This is a genomic window from Thioclava sediminum (genome assembly GCF_002020355.1).
GTDB classification, from domain to species: Bacteria; Pseudomonadota; Alphaproteobacteria; order Rhodobacterales; family Rhodobacteraceae; genus Thioclava; species Thioclava sediminum.
The window spans coordinates 260,126-273,438 of sequence record NZ_MPZV01000005.1 but is presented as its reverse complement, the minus strand read 5'-3'; the positions used below and the strand labels follow the sequence as shown (position 1 = coordinate 273,438).

At 63.4% G+C, this 13,313-nt stretch carries 14 protein-coding genes and 1 tRNA gene; 8 read left to right on the top strand and 7 right to left on the bottom strand.

Translation table 11 applies throughout. From position 1 onward, the window contains the following. Window positions 1-62: 62 nt before the first annotated feature. From BMI91_RS18930 to fabI, 5 genes are all read right to left on the bottom strand, one after another. A complete protein-coding gene (locus tag BMI91_RS18930; protein ID WP_078606250.1) occupies window positions 63-1,244 on the bottom strand; it encodes an aminotransferase in 1,182 nt (393 codons plus the stop codon). A 154-nt stretch (window positions 1,245-1,398) separates the two neighbouring features. Beyond that, the gene (locus tag BMI91_RS18925) at window positions 1,399-1,917 is read right to left on the bottom strand and encodes a DUF2127 domain-containing protein (RefSeq protein WP_078547759.1); all 519 of its coding nucleotides are present in this window, start codon (window positions 1,915-1,917) and stop codon (window positions 1,399-1,401) included. A 3-nt stretch (window positions 1,918-1,920) separates the two neighbouring features. Then, window positions 1,921-2,427 (bottom strand): xanthine phosphoribosyltransferase, encoded by a 507-nt coding sequence (gene gpt, locus BMI91_RS18920; RefSeq protein ID WP_075775650.1) that lies wholly within the window; start codon window positions 2,425-2,427, stop codon window positions 1,921-1,923. 11 nt (window positions 2,428-2,438) lie between these two features. Continuing rightward, on the bottom strand, window positions 2,439-3,056 hold the full coding sequence (locus tag BMI91_RS18915; protein WP_078547756.1) for a LysE family translocator: 618 nt from the start codon (window positions 3,054-3,056) through the stop codon (window positions 2,439-2,441). A gap of 1 nt (window position 3,057) precedes the next feature. Further along, window positions 3,058-3,879, bottom strand: coding sequence for an enoyl-ACP reductase FabI (gene fabI / locus BMI91_RS18910; protein WP_078606249.1), 822 nt, complete (start codon window positions 3,877-3,879; stop codon window positions 3,058-3,060). Between the two features lie 164 nt (window positions 3,880-4,043). Here fabI and pdxH point away from each other — a divergent pair, with 164 nt between their 5' ends. The 8 genes from pdxH to BMI91_RS18870 all read left to right on the top strand — a co-directional run bounded on the left by pdxH (window position 4,044) and on the right by BMI91_RS18870 (window position 11,822). After that, complete coding sequence (gene pdxH / locus BMI91_RS18905) at window positions 4,044-4,667, top strand: pyridoxamine 5'-phosphate oxidase (protein WP_078606313.1); 624 nt, start codon at window positions 4,044-4,046, stop codon at window positions 4,665-4,667. A 137-nt stretch (window positions 4,668-4,804) separates the two neighbouring features. Then, the gene (locus tag BMI91_RS18900; protein ID WP_078520559.1) at window positions 4,805-5,341 is read left to right on the top strand and encodes a cold-shock protein; all 537 of its coding nucleotides are present in this window, start codon (window positions 4,805-4,807) and stop codon (window positions 5,339-5,341) included. Then, complete coding sequence (locus BMI91_RS18895; RefSeq protein WP_078606248.1) at window positions 5,311-5,802, top strand: DUF192 domain-containing protein; 492 nt, start codon at window positions 5,311-5,313, stop codon at window positions 5,800-5,802. Before BMI91_RS18900 ends, BMI91_RS18895 begins: the two co-directional genes overlap by 31 nt. Window positions 5,803-5,842: 40 nt before the next feature. After that, a tRNA-Pro gene (locus BMI91_RS18890) sits at window positions 5,843-5,919 on the top strand. A 525-nt stretch (window positions 5,920-6,444) separates the two neighbouring features. After that, window positions 6,445-10,104, top strand: a complete 3,660-nt coding sequence (locus BMI91_RS18885) for a vitamin B12-dependent ribonucleotide reductase (protein ID WP_078606247.1) — start codon at window positions 6,445-6,447, stop codon at window positions 10,102-10,104. A 149-nt stretch (window positions 10,105-10,253) separates the two neighbouring features. Beyond that, window positions 10,254-10,499: a hypothetical protein gene (locus tag BMI91_RS18880; protein WP_078520114.1), complete on the top strand. Its 246-nt coding sequence runs from the start codon at window positions 10,254-10,256 to the stop codon at window positions 10,497-10,499. Window positions 10,500-10,763: 264 nt separating this feature from the next. After that, window positions 10,764-11,378 carry an HD domain-containing protein gene (locus BMI91_RS18875; protein ID WP_244176689.1) on the top strand — a complete coding sequence of 205 codons (615 nt, stop codon included), beginning with the start codon at window positions 10,764-10,766 and terminating at the stop codon, window positions 11,376-11,378. Between the two features lie 102 nt (window positions 11,379-11,480). After that, window positions 11,481-11,822: a zinc ribbon domain-containing protein YjdM gene (locus BMI91_RS18870; RefSeq protein ID WP_078606246.1), complete on the top strand. Its 342-nt coding sequence runs from the start codon at window positions 11,481-11,483 to the stop codon at window positions 11,820-11,822. A 6-nt stretch (window positions 11,823-11,828) separates the two neighbouring features. Here BMI91_RS18870 and BMI91_RS18865 read toward each other — a convergent pair whose 3' ends face one another. Then, window positions 11,829-12,248 carry a hypothetical protein gene (locus BMI91_RS18865; protein ID WP_078606245.1) on the bottom strand — a complete coding sequence of 140 codons (420 nt, stop codon included), beginning with the start codon at window positions 12,246-12,248 and terminating at the stop codon, window positions 11,829-11,831. Window positions 12,249-12,280: 32 nt separating this feature from the next. Next, entirely contained in the window at window positions 12,281-13,306 is a 1,026-nt protein-coding gene (locus BMI91_RS18860; RefSeq protein ID WP_158522200.1) for an SH3 domain-containing protein, read from the bottom strand. Window positions 13,307-13,313: the final 7 nt, after the last annotated feature.

Sequence of the window (13,313 nt, the reverse complement as noted above, 5' to 3'; positions counted from 1 at the left end):
GGTTCCTCCTCGGGCATTGTTTGTTGGGCGCTGTTTAGGGCTTTGATTACTGGCCTGCAAGGCTAGCCGCGCGCGAGGCCCGCCAGCCGGTCGCGAAGGGCCGCGATCCCGTCCGTATCGACATTGGCGAATGCGATCCGCATCTGCTGCGCGGCGCCGTTTGCGCCTTGCGGCATGAACATCGTACCGGGCAGCATCAGCACCCCGGCTTCGCGCACCAGAGCCTGCGCGAAATCAGGAGAGGGGCGGGGATCGGGATGCGTCACATAGGCGAAATAGGCCCCGCAGCCGAGCATCTTCCAGCCTTCCAGATCGGCGAAAGCGGCCTCCATGGCCGCGCGCCGGCGCAGGATTTCCGCGCGTTCGCCCGCGACCCATTGCGACAGGTGCAGCATGCCCCAAAGCGCGGCCATCTGGCCGAGTTGCGAGGGGCAGATCGCCACCGTGTCGAGGAATTTCTCGACCTCGGCGAGGCGTGTCTCGCCCGCGACGATTGCGCCGACGCGATGCCCGGTCAGCCGATAGGCCTTCGAGAACGAGTAGAGATGGATGAAATAGCGCGGCCAGTCGGGATCCGAGAACAGGTCATGCGGCGCGCCGCTACGCGAGTCGAAATCGCGATAAGTCTCGTCCACGATCAGTGCGAGCTTGTGCCGCTTGGCCAGATCGGCGAAGGCGCGCAGCAATTCGGCCGGATATTCCGCCCCGCCCGGATTGTTGGGCGAGACCAGAACGATCGCGCGGGTCTTGCCGGTGATCTTCGCGGCGGCCTCCTCCGGGTCGGGCAGAAGCCCCGCGCCGGGTGCCAGCGGCACCGTCTGCACGCCCGCCATGTCGAGCCACATCTTGTGATTGAAATACCATGGGGTCGGCAGGATCACCTCGTCGCCCGGACCTGCGAGCGTAGCCAGCGTCGCGCAAAACGCCTGATTGCAGCCTTGGGTGATTGCGACCTGTTGCGCGGCGATCTCGCCGCCATAGGCGAGGCTCCATTGATGCGCGAGTTCCGCACGAAGCTCGGGCATGCCCAGAACGGGGCCGTAGAGATGCGCTTGCGGATCGTTCAGCGCGGCCTCGGCGATGGCTTGGCGCAGCGCCTCGGGCGGCGGATCGACAGGGGCTGCCTGAGAGACATTGATCAGCGGGCGATCGGCGGTGAACTCGACCCCATCGAGCCAGCGCCGCGCCTCCATGACCGGGGGCGGGAAGGTGGCGGCGAGGGCGGGATTGAGCGGATGCGGCATGGGGGTCCTTCTGGCTGATCGGCGCGAGATCAGCAGAGCGTCGCGCGCTTGGCAAGAGGCGGGAGCCTCCGGCGGGGATATTTGGATCGAGAAGAAGAGGTTTGCGCTTCCTCTTGGCGGAAATATCCGGGCAGGCGAAGGGAGGCAGCGCCCCCTAGCTGCGTCTCTCACGGTGGTTGCGCCACGCGAAGTTGTGCCGCACGTACCATTCGCGCAGGGTCAGTGCGATCACCACGAGATCCAGCACCGTCAGCGCCAGCATGCCTGCGCCATGGTTCAGGCTATAGAGATACATCTGGTAGGCCACGAAGCCCGTCATCATCACGATCGCCATCGGATAGGCCCAGATCAGCCCGCGGATCAGCAGCAGCACGACGACAAGTTTCAGCAAGCCGTGGCTGGTGAAATAGAAGCCGTAGAAATCCTGCGTCTGGATCGAGAAGTGATGGGCCGCGTTCAGGAATGCATTGGCGATCCGGTCATTGGGATCCTCGCGCAGCTCGCGCGCGGTCAGCCAATGCGCTGCATCGAACAGCGCATTCTTCGGCAGGCCGAGCAGCGCGAGGCCAGACAGCGTTTCCGCAATCTCGAAGATTGCCTTGATGATCAGGCTGACCTCGAAGAGCCAGTGCAGGAACCGACCCAGAGGGGTTCCGGGCGCGCCGAATTTCACCGATCAGTCCGTGCCGCGATACGGCTGCACATATTGCAGCGCCATGTCCCAGGGGAAGAAGATCCAGGTGTCTTGGCTGACCTCGGTGATGAAGGTGTCGACCAGCGGCGCGCCCATCGGCTTGGCGTAGACGGTGGCGAATTGCGCCTTCGGGAAGAGGTCGCGCACCAGCTTCAGCGTGTTGCCGGTGTCGACGAGGTCGTCGACGATCAGCACGCCTTCGCCGCCGTTTTCCATCAGGCTCTCTTGCGTGGGCTTGATGACCTGCGCTTCGCGCTGTTCCTGATGGTTGTAGCTTTTGACCGAGATCGTATCGACCGTGCGGATGTCGAGCTCGCGCGCGACGATCGCCGCCGGAACGAGGCCGCCACGGGTGATGCCCACCACCGCGCGCCAGCTGCCGTCGCCCGGGCCCTTGCCGTCGAGGCGCCATGCGAGCGCGCGCGCATCGCGGTGGATCTGGTCCCAGCTGACATGGAAGCCTTTTTCATGCGGCAGACGATCGGACATCGGGGGTCTCCTCAGCTCAGAGCGAGTTTCAGACCGAGCAGCGCCAGCAGGCCGCCAAAGCAGCGCTCGATCACGGTTTTCAGGTTCAGATAGGCCGCGCGCGTTTTCTCGAGCGAGAAGATCCGCGCGACGATGACGTTCCACCCCGCATCGTTGAACATCACGATGCCGAGGATCGCGACATAGGCCCAGGCGGGTGCCGACGGCGGGATGAAGGTCAGGAAGACAGTGCCGAAGAACACGGCGGGTTTGGGGTTGGCGAGCTGGGTCGAGACGCCGAGCCAGATCAGCCGGGGGATGGAGCGGGTGCGCGGCAGGTCGGGGATCTCTTCATCCATCGGGTCGCCCGCATGGCGCCACATCTTATAGGCGAGCCAGAGCAGATAGGCCGCGCCCGCGATCTTGAGTGTGGTCAGCAGGGCAGGGGCGACCTTGAAGACGAGGGCGAGGCCGAAAAGTGCCGCCGCCGCCCAGATCACCGCGCCCAGGCCGATACCGAGCGCGAGCCAGATGCCGCGACCGAAGCCCTCGCGCAGACCCGTGCGCGCGGCCAGCAGCACAGCTGGCCCCGGCGACATCGCCGCGGCCAGATGCACGAAATAGATCGCGGTGAGGGCCGCGAGGGTCATCTCATTCCTTCCGCTTGGTGACCACGTCGATATCGGGCGCGTCGACCGCTTTCATGCCCACCACGTGATAGCCAGCGTCGACATGCAGCGTCTCGCCGGTGGTGCCGGAACCGAGATCGGAGAGCAGGTAGAGCGCGGCCTTGCCGACTTCTTCCTGAGTCACGTTGCGGCGCAGCGGCGAGTTCAGCTCGTTCCACTTCATGATGTAGCGGAAGTCACCGATGCCCGAAGCCGCGAGGGTCTTGATCGGGCCAGCGGAGATCGCGTTGCAGCGGATGCCGTCTTTGCCCAGATCCTCGGCGATATACATCACGCTCGCTTCCAGCGCCGCTTTCGCCACGCCCATCACGTTGTAATGCGGCATGACCTGCTCGGCACCGTAATAGGTGAGCGTGAGCAGCGAGCCGCCCTCGTTCATCATCGCGGCGGCTTCCTTGCACACGGCGGTGAAGGAATAGACCGAGATGTCCATCGTGGTTTTGAAATTTTCGCGCGAAGTATCGACATAGCGCCCGCGCAGCTCCGACTTGTCGGAGAAGCCGATCGCGTGGACGACGAAATCGATGCTGTCCCAATGGGTGCGCAGCGTCTCGAAGAGCGTCTGGATCGAGTCGCCGCTGGCGACGTCGCATTCCACGAGGATATCGGAGCCGAGCTGTTCTGCCAGCGGCCCCACGCGCTTCTTGAGCGCCTCGCCCTGGAACGAGAAGGCCAGCTCCGCACCGGCATCCGCGAGGGCTTTGGCGATGCCCCAGGCGATGGATTTGTCATTCGCAAGGCCCATAATCAGCCCGCGTTTGCCTGCCATCAGGTTGTTTGACATGTCAGGTTTTCCCCCGCTTCGCTCTGGTAAGTCCGAATGCTTTAGGCGAAAGGTGGAGACGCATCAAGGCTACTGACCTCCGGTCAAGCATGATCGTGTGGATCGTGTTGCAGATCTGGGCGTTGAGCACGATGTGCGATGCGGCGACGAGACTGGAGGCGAGTATGAGTGACAGAACCGGAATTTTCGCAGGCGAAGATCCCTTTGCCATCGCGCAGACATGGCTGGATGAGGCCGCGGACACCGAGATCAACGATCCCAATGCGATTGCCCTGGCGACGGTCGATCCGGACGGGTTGCCCAATGCGCGCATGGTTCTTCTCAAGGAAATCGAAGGGCGCGACATGCCCTCCGGCGGGGCTTTCGTCTTCTACACCAACTACGGATCGGTGAAGGCGCAGGAGATCGAAAGCGCCGGGAAAGCCGCCTTTGTGATGCATTGGAAATCGTTGCGCCGTCAGATTCGGGTTCGCGGTATGGTTGAGCGCGAGGAGGGGCCGCAGGCCGACGCCTACTACAAGTCGCGCTCGCTGAAATCGCGTCTCGGCGCCTGGGCCTCGCGACAAAGTGAGCCACTGAGTTCACGCAGCGCCTTGATGGCGGAGGTCGCGAAGGTGACCGCGAGCCACGGTGCGAATCCCGATCGGCCGCCGTTTTGGGGAGGGTTCAGAATCAAACCGTTGGAGTTGGAATTCTGGGCGGACGGTTCTTTTCGCCTTCATGATCGCTTCCGCTGGAGCCGGCAAACCCTTGCCGATCAGTGGGTTGTAACCCGCCTGAACCCCTGAAACTCGCGCTTCGTGAATTGCATAGGGTCTTGAAACTTTGGGCAATCTCTTGAAGTGTCCCCTAAACACCGCATTTCCAGAAGGACGTGCGGAGGAAATGCGAACAGGAAAGCCCGCGAATGCAAACGGGATGGAATATGCTGGGGGAGTCCGAGGCAGAGCTTCGTGAGGTGACTGGCACCGTCAAATGGTTCGACCCTGTCAAAGGGTTCGGCTTCATCGTCGATGGCGAAGGGGGGCCGGACATCCTTCTTCATGCGAATGTTCTGCGCAATTTCGGTCAGGGCTCGATTGCCGACCACGCACGGATTCGCGTCCAGATGCAGCTGACCCCGCGCGGCGCGCAGGCGGTCGAGGTTTTGGAGATTCTTCCTCCGGAAGGCGAGCCCGTCGCGCCGATCGAGGATCTGGGCGACAACACGTTCGACGATATCGCGGCGCTGCCATTGGAGCCCGCGCGGGTGAAGTGGTTCGAAAAGTCCAAGGGCTTCGGCTTTGCCAATGTCTTCGAGAATGACGAGGACATCTTCATCCATATGGAAGTTCTGCGCCGGTCGGGTTTTGCCGATCTGACTCCCGGCGAAGCGGTGTGCCTGCGCGTGATCGAAGGCAAGCGCGGCCGGATGGCGGCACAGGTTCTCGCATGGGATGCAGGCTTGAAATCCGGGCGCTGAGCGCCGCGCTTTTCCTTGCCGTAACGCCGGGCCTCGCCGCGGCGGAGGGGGCGCAGTGCCGCGATGACCTCGCCATTCTGCGCACCGGGAACCAGCCGGTCAGCTTCACCGTCGAGATTGCCGATAGCAGCGCCGAGCGCGCGCAGGGCCTAATGGGGCGGCGCGAGATGGACGAAGGGGCAGGAATGCTCTTCATCTACGAGCATGCGCGGGAGGTGGCTTTCTGGATGCATGACACGCCGCTGCCGCTCGATATGGTGTTCATCGATCCGACGGGCGAGGTGGTGAAGGTCGCGGCCAATACGACGCCCAATGACGACACCCCGATTCCCTCCGGCGCACCGGTTCGCTACGTGCTCGAGATCAATGCCGGGATGGCGGCGCGCCACGGCATCGCGCCGGGCACGCAACTGGCGCATCCCAGCGTTGATCCCGCGCTGGCCGCATTTCCCTGCGAATGACCCTTTCCTTGGGACGAGCCTCTTTGTAAGGAGAGGGCGTCGGGGCGTAGCGCAGCCTGGTAGCGCGTCTGTTTTGGGTACAGAAGGTCGTGAGTTCGAATCTCGCCGCCCCGACCATCCCCTCGAAATCGCCGGAATCGGGCCCGCTATATCTAGTGGTAGGCTCTTGATTGTGACACTAGCGACACGCTCTTCGGCTTTGCCCAAATTTTGCGCAACCCCGGCGAGGCTATCCACAAGATATTGCGTTCTGTGGATTGAAATTGCCAGATGAGCGGCCAAAGCCCCCGAATCTTCAATGAAATTTGGCCCTTATTGGTGCCGCAATGCAGCGCCCATGCGTTAACCAAATGTGGAGGAATCGTGCAGCGCGCTTCCCTCGGGGCCGGTCAACTGAAAAATGGACTGACTCTAGGTGAAAGTTTCGTTGACGGCTCGGTGCGCCTACGGCAGGTTGTGTGGTGTCGGAGGCTAACCCACCAGATGTAGTGGAGCCTAGGGCCAAGGGACAGATTTCGGACATTGCACCCCCGAATCCGGGGCGCGCAGCCCTCGCGGTGTCGACTGCGAGGCCCGGGCTTCTTTGTCTTCTGCGGCTCCCGCCGGCACCAGATTGGACTGACTGCAAACGGGGACAGGGCAATGAAGATCGAACGGAAGTTCACCACCGACGAAACCGGCGCTTACGGCGCGCTGGAATTCACGACGACCACGTCTGAGATTCGCAACCCCGACGGGAAAGTGGTGTTCCGAAACGAGTCGGTCGAGGTGCCCGGCCGCTGGAGCCAGGTGGCGTCTGACGTTCTCGCGCAGAAATACTTCCGCAAGGCCGGCGTTCCGGCGGCGCTGAAGAAGGTCAAAGAGAAGGGCGTGCCGGAATTCCTGTGGCGCTCGGTCCCCGATGAAGAGGCGCTTGCTCAGCTCCCCGAAGAGGCGCGCTACACCGGTGAAAACTCGGCCAAGCAAGTGTTCGACCGTCTCGCCGGTGCCTGGTGCTATTGGGGCTGGAAGGGCGGCTACTTCTCCACGGAAGCTGATGCGCAGGCTTACTATGACGAGATGCGCTTCATGCTGGCCGAACAGATGGCCGCGCCGAACTCGCCGCAATGGTTCAACACCGGCCTGCACTGGGCTTACGGCATCGACGGCCCCGGTCAGGGTCACTTCTATGTCGACCACAAGTCGGGCAAGCTGACCTCCTCGACCTCGGCCTACGAGCATCCGCAGCCCCATGCCTGCTTCATCCAGTCGGTCTCGGACGATCTGGTGAAAGAGGGCGGGATCATGGACCTCTGGGTCCGTGAGGCGCGCCTGTTCAAATACGGCTCGGGCACCGGCACCAATTTCTCGAGCCTGCGCGCCGAAGGCGAGAGCCTCTCGGGCGGCGGCAAATCCTCGGGCCTGATGGGCTTCCTCAAGATCGGCGACCGCGCAGCGGGTGCGATCAAGTCGGGCGGCACCACGCGCCGCGCGGCGAAGATGGTGATCTGCGACATGGATCACCCGGACATTGAGGAATTCGTCAACTGGAAGGTCATCGAAGAGCAGAAAGTGGCTTCGCTGGTCGCGGGCTCCAAGCTGCATGAGCGCGAACTTAACGGCATCTTCACCGCGATCCGCGAATTCGACGGTTCGGCGGAGACCTCGGTCGATCCGAGCGAGAACGAGGCGCTGAAAGCCGCGATCAAATCCGCCAAGCGCGTGATGATCCCGGAGACCTATATCAACCGCGTGCTGCAATATGCGCGGCAGGGCTACAGCTCGATCGAATTCCCGACTTACGATACCGATTGGGACTCGGAAGCCTATGTCTCGGTCTCGGGCCAGAACTCGAACAACTCGGTGCGCGTCACCAACGCTTTCCTGAAGGCGGTGAAGGACGATGCCGATTGGGAACTGATCCGCCGCACCGACGGTAAGGTCGCGAAGACCGTGAAGGCGCGCGATCTGTGGGAGCAGGTCGGCCACGCCGCATGGGCCTGCGCCGATCCGGGCATCCAGTTCCACGACACCGTCAACGAATGGCACACCTGCCCCGAAGACGGCGCGATCCGCGGCTCGAACCCGTGCTCGGAATACATGTTCCTCGACGACACGGCGTGTAACCTCGCTTCGATGAACCTGCTGACCTTCTACAAGGACGGCAAGTTCGACGCGGAAAGCTACATGCACGCCACCCGTCTGTGGACCGTGACGCTGGAAATCTCGGTGCTGATGGCGCAGTTCCCCTCGAAGGAAATCGCGCAGCGCAGCTACGACTTCCGCACGCTGGGCCTCGGCTATGCCAATATCGGCGGCCTGCTGATGAACATGGGTCTGGGCTACGACAGCAAAGAGGGCCGGGCGCTGTGTGGCGCGCTGACTGCCGTGATGACCGGTGTGTCCTACGCCACTTCGGCCGAGATGGCGGGTGAGCTGGGCGCTTTCCCGGGTTACGAGAAGAACGCGAAGCACATGCTGCGCGTCATCCGTAACCACCGCAACGCGGCCTACGGTAAGACCGAGGGTTACGAGGCGCTCGAGACCAAGCCGGTCGCGCTCGATCACAAGGGCTGCCCCGATCAGGACCTGATCGCGCTCGCCACCCAAGCCTGGGACGAGGCGCTGGCGCTGGGCGAGAAGCACGGCTACCGCAACGCGCAGGTGTCGGTGATCGCGCCGACCGGGACGATCGGTCTCGTGATGGATTGCGACACCACCGGGATCGAGCCGGACTTCGCGCTGGTGAAGTTCAAGAAGCTCGCAGGCGGCGGCTACTTCAAGATCATCAACCGCTCGGTGCCGGGCGCGCTCGAGACGCTGGGCTATGGCTCGGCGCAGATCGAAGAGATCATCGCCTATGCGGTGGGTCACGCCAGCCTCGGCAACTGCCCCGACATCAACACCACGGCGCTGATCGGCCACGGCTTCGGCCCGCGCGAGATCGAGAAGGTCGAGGCCGCGCTGCCGACGGCGTTTGATATCCGCTTCGTCTTCAACCAGTGGACGCTGGGCGAGGAGTTCTGCACCCAGACGCTGGGCATCCCGGCCGAGAAGCTGAACGATCCGACCTTCGACATGCTGCGTCACCTCGGCTTCACCAAGAAGCAGATCGACGCCGCCAACGACCATGTCTGCGGGACGATGACGCTGGAAGGGGCGCCGCATCTGAAGGACGAGCATCTGAGCGTGTTCGACTGCGCCAACCCCTGCGGCAAGAAGGGCAAGCGCTACCTCAGCGTCGACAGCCATATCTACATGATGGCCGCCGCGCAGAGCTTCATCTCGGGGGCGATCTCGAAGACGATCAACATGGCGAACCACGCCTCGATCGAAGACGTGAAAGCGGCCTACGAGCTCAGCTGGTCGCTCGGCATCAAAGCCAACGCGCTCTATCGTGACGGCTCCAAGCTGTCGCAGCCGCTGGCCGCCGCGCTGGTCGAGGATGACGAGGAGGCCGAGGAAATCCTCGCCACCGGTTCGACCCAGGAAAAGGCCGCCGTGCTCGCCGAGAAGATCGTCGAGAAGGTGCTGGTCAAGGAGATCGTCCGCTCCCACCGCGAGAAGCTTCCGGAGCGCCGCAAGGGCTACACCCAGAAGGCGGTCGTGGGCGGCCACAAGGTCTATCTGCGCACCGGCGAATATCAGGACGGCACACTGGGCGAGATCTTCATCGACATGCACAAGGAAGGCGCTGGCTTCCGGGCGATGATGAACAACTTCGCGATCGCCGTGTCGGTCGGTCTGCAATACGGCGTGCCGCTGGAGGAGTTCGTGGACGCCTTCACCTTCACCAAGTTCGAACCCGCCGGCATGGTTCAGGGCAACGACTCGATCAAGAACGCGACCTCGATCCTCGATTACGTGTTCCGCGAACTGGCCGTGTCCTATCTCGACCGCACCGACCTTGCGCATATCAAGCCGCAGGGCACCAGCTTCGACGATCTGGGCGGCGGCGAAAACGAGGGCAAGCGCGCCGATGGCAATGTCGAGCCGATGTCCGAGAACGCGTCGAAATCGCTCGAAGTGCTGCGTCAGATTTCCTCGACCGGTTACCTGCGCAAGCGCCTGCCGCAAGAGCTGATGGTGCTGCAGGGCGGTGTGGACGTCGTGACCTCGCAGATGCCCGCGCAAAGCGCGCAGGCCCGTGCGTCCAGCTCCACGGCGGTCTCCTCTGGGGGTGTCCAGATGGATGCGCGCGCCAAGGCGAAGATGCAGGGCTACGAGGGCGAGGCCTGCGGCGATTGCGGCAACTACACGCTCGTGCGCAACGGCACCTGCATGAAGTGCAACACCTGCGGGGCGACCAGCGGTTGCTCTTGAGGGACAGGGGCTCCGGTCTGGCGGCTGGGGCCCCGACGACGACGCCACGCGATCCGCGTGTCGGGGACTGGGACGTGACGACTGGGGCCTATTCGCATGGCGGGGCCGAGGGACAGTACGACCGCCAAAGGCGGCAAAAGGAGCGGAAATTGGATCTGATCGTCGGCAATAAGAAGGTGACCCCGAAAGCCACGCGCCGGATTCCCGGTGGCATCGAGGCCGAACTGGTGGGCGAGGAACTGACCTCGCTGATCGACGCGACCTTCACCGGCATCGAGATCGCCTGCCTCGGCGGCGACCTCGATCACCACGCGCTCGACGTGACTGATATCCGCATGGGCGGCGGTGCGACCACCGTCACACTGATGACCGCGCGCGAGATGGCGCTGCACTAAGCGCCGCGCGCGCTAACGAGATCCGGGGCGGGTGCGCTCGCCCCAGACGCCGAGAAGGACCAGGCGAGACTAAAAACAGCTCGGGCGGTAAACTAATGAGCCTGATCGGCGAAACTGGCCCTCTCCAACCCCCCGGAGAGGGCCGCATTATTTCTTGCGGATAGGGCAGGGACGGGCTCTGGTCATTTGCGCGGCCTCGCGTCACGATATGCGCAGGGGCCCGAGGGGGCCGAGGATTGAAACCCGCAACCGGAAGGACCGCAGATGACCGCATCCGGACCGACAGTCTCCTTCACCCAGATGAAAGACGGCACCCGCGAGGATTACGAACTGCTCGAAGAGCTGGAAAAGCCCTTCCTTGCAGGCACGGCGGACCGGCTGTTGCGCGAATTGGCCGCGCAGGCGGAGGAGACGCTGTCGGGCTACCAGATCACGCGGCTCGAACACGGGCTGCAGGCGGCAACGCGGGCGCGGCGCGACGGGGCGGATCTCGACTGGGTCGTGGCGGCGCTGCTGCACGATATCGGCGACCGGCTCGCCCCGCAGAACCACGACCGGATGGCCGCTGAAATCCTGCGCCCCTATGTCCGCGAAGAGGTCTCGTGGGTGGTGGAGCATCACGGCATCTTCCAGATGGCCTATTACGGCCATCACTACGGTTGGGACCCGGAAGAGCGGCAGAAGTTCAAGGACCATCCCTGCTATAGTAGCTGCGAGCAATTCTGCGAGCGCTGGGATCAGTCGAGCTTCGATCCGGCCTATCCTATGGACCCGCTGGATAGCTTCGTCGAGGATGTCCGTGAGGTGTTCGCTCGTAAGGCCTATGCGCCCGAAGTGCTTCGCGCGGGCGAGGTTCACGGTCTGCCCGATCCCGCCTGAGTAGGCTGGAGCCGCGCCGGTCGCACCGGTGCATCTCGCTTTTTGTCGCAGGTGAACGATTTTTCTGGCGATAACAGGCGCGTGAGACTAAGGGCATGACCCATGAGCGATACCTTGCCCCCGTGCCCCGAATGCAATTCGTCCTTCACCTACGAGATGGACGCCCTCCTGATCTGTCCCGAATGCTGCCATGAATGGTCGGCCTCGGGTGACGCGGATGCGCCCGCCGAGGTGCGCGACGCGGTCGGCAACGTACTGAACGACGGCGACACGGTGACCGTGATCAAGGACCTCAAGGTGAAGGGCTCTTCCTCGGTCGTGAAGGTCGGCACCAAGGTGCGCGGCATTCGTCTCGTGGATGGCGATCACGACATCGACTGCAAGGTGCCCGGCATCGGCCAGATGGGGCTGAAGTCGCAATTCGTGAAAAAGGTTTCCGAGTAAGCCTGCTCACTGACGCGTGGCGACCCAGCTGCCCCTGCACCCATCGACGTTTTCATAATTCCCCACGAGGCGCCCTTTGACGAGGTGCCCCTTGAGCGAGCCGACAGAGCGCGTCCGGAAGTAGAAATTCCCGACGATCCGGTCGGCTCCGACGACATGCCCGGAAATCCTGTAGGAGGCTCCGTAGGTGTTGGTAGCCTCGCCCGAAACCCGGCCGTCTTGTATGCGTATCCCGCCATAGCCCGGTGTGCAGGGGCGATCCATCACACGCATGGACTGAGGGGTGTACCTTCCGACCCAGTGCCCGTCGAGCGGGCTTGGCCGTCCGTCGGGTGGCTCTGGGACGCAGGCTGCGAGCGCGATCAGGGTCATTCCTGCGAGGATCGCGGTGGCGGCCCTGCGTGTGAGTGTCGTCATCTTCGTCATCGATTTGACCTCCCCGGTTTGCGCCCGCGTGCTCACTCGATCACGACGATCATCGTGAAGGGGGCAGAGGCGTCGCCGATATTGTAGACGGTGATCCGGTTCTCGCCGTTGAGCCAGAGCTGGCCGCGATAGTCCCGCCTGCCGCCGCGGCTCTCGTAGAGAAGCGCGCCGTCCGGGGTGAAGATGTTGAAATGCACCGCAGGCGAGTCGGTCTGGAGCTGCGCCGTCAGGAACTGCTTTTCGCGAGCACCGAGCCGGTAGTTCACCGCGGCTCCGGGGGCGAGGGTCGATCTCAGCACCGCGCCGCTTGTGCCGGGGGCGAACTGGACCTGCTGCTCGCGGGTCTCGGGTTCGGCCACGCGTGGCGGCGGGGCAGAGCCTTCGCGAAGGTAGCGCCCGGCAACCCAGCCGGTCAGAGACCCTTCGGTCGCCGCGACCTGACACCAACGCTGTCCCTCGGCCATCCGACAACCCATGTTGCGCAGGATCGCCCCCTCGGGGAACCGCCCGAGGATCGCCGCCCCGGTCGAGGGCCCCGCGCGCAGGTTCAGCGGATCGTTGATGTCGCCGGTCTGGACCTCCCAGAAATCGGGCCCGCCCTGCAGCCCGTCGGCATAATCGCCCTGCACGATCGCGCCGGTCTTCCCGGTGATCCCGATCCGGATGTCGAAATTCGCAACCTCGTCGCGCCGGGCCGCCGAGCGCATCATGTAGACCGAGATCTTGTAGGTTCCCGAACTGGGCAGCGTGCCTTTGTAGTGGTTCAGCTCGGGCGTTAACTGGCTGGTCATGATCGCCTGATCGCCCGGGCCGCTCCCGGGACCGTAGAGGTTGAAATACGTGGCGGTGTGGTTCGTGGACAGCTTGATATCGATCGTCTGTCCGGCCTCGGCGCCGATCGTGTAGATCACGCTGTCATAGCCCTTGATGCGATCGCTCAGAACCGCGTTATCCGCTCCGGCTGAGAAATAGACCGGAACCTCGCGCATCTCCTCGGCAAGGACAGGTGTGGTGAATGACAAAGCCGCGACGAAGACATAACCCAGAAACCGGTTCATACCGATC

Coding starts and splice junctions, on each gene's coding strand:
- BMI91_RS18930 (WP_078606250.1), bottom strand. CDS start 1,244: ATGCCGCATCCGCTCAATCCCGCCCTCGCCGCCACCTTCCCGCCCCCG.
- gpt (WP_075775650.1), bottom strand. CDS start 2,427: ATGTCCGATCGTCTGCCGCATGAAAAAGGCTTCCATGTCAGCTGGGAC.
- BMI91_RS18915 (WP_078547756.1), bottom strand. CDS start 3,056: ATGACCCTCGCGGCCCTCACCGCGATCTATTTCGTGCATCTGGCCGCG.
- fabI (WP_078606249.1), bottom strand. CDS start 3,879: ATGTCAAACAACCTGATGGCAGGCAAACGCGGGCTGATTATGGGCCTT.
- pdxH (WP_078606313.1), top strand. CDS start 4,044: ATGAGTGACAGAACCGGAATTTTCGCAGGCGAAGATCCCTTTGCCATC.
- BMI91_RS18900 (WP_078520559.1), top strand. CDS start 4,805: ATGCTGGGGGAGTCCGAGGCAGAGCTTCGTGAGGTGACTGGCACCGTC.
- BMI91_RS18895 (WP_078606248.1), top strand. CDS start 5,311: ATGGGATGCAGGCTTGAAATCCGGGCGCTGAGCGCCGCGCTTTTCCTT.
- BMI91_RS18885 (WP_078606247.1), top strand. CDS start 6,445: ATGAAGATCGAACGGAAGTTCACCACCGACGAAACCGGCGCTTACGGC.
- BMI91_RS18875 (WP_244176689.1), top strand. CDS start 10,764: ATGACCGCATCCGGACCGACAGTCTCCTTCACCCAGATGAAAGACGGC.
- BMI91_RS18870 (WP_078606246.1), top strand. CDS start 11,481: ATGAGCGATACCTTGCCCCCGTGCCCCGAATGCAATTCGTCCTTCACC.
- BMI91_RS18865 (WP_078606245.1), bottom strand. CDS start 12,248: ATGACGAAGATGACGACACTCACACGCAGGGCCGCCACCGCGATCCTC.
- BMI91_RS18860 (WP_158522200.1), bottom strand. CDS start 13,306: ATGAACCGGTTTCTGGGTTATGTCTTCGTCGCGGCTTTGTCATTCACC.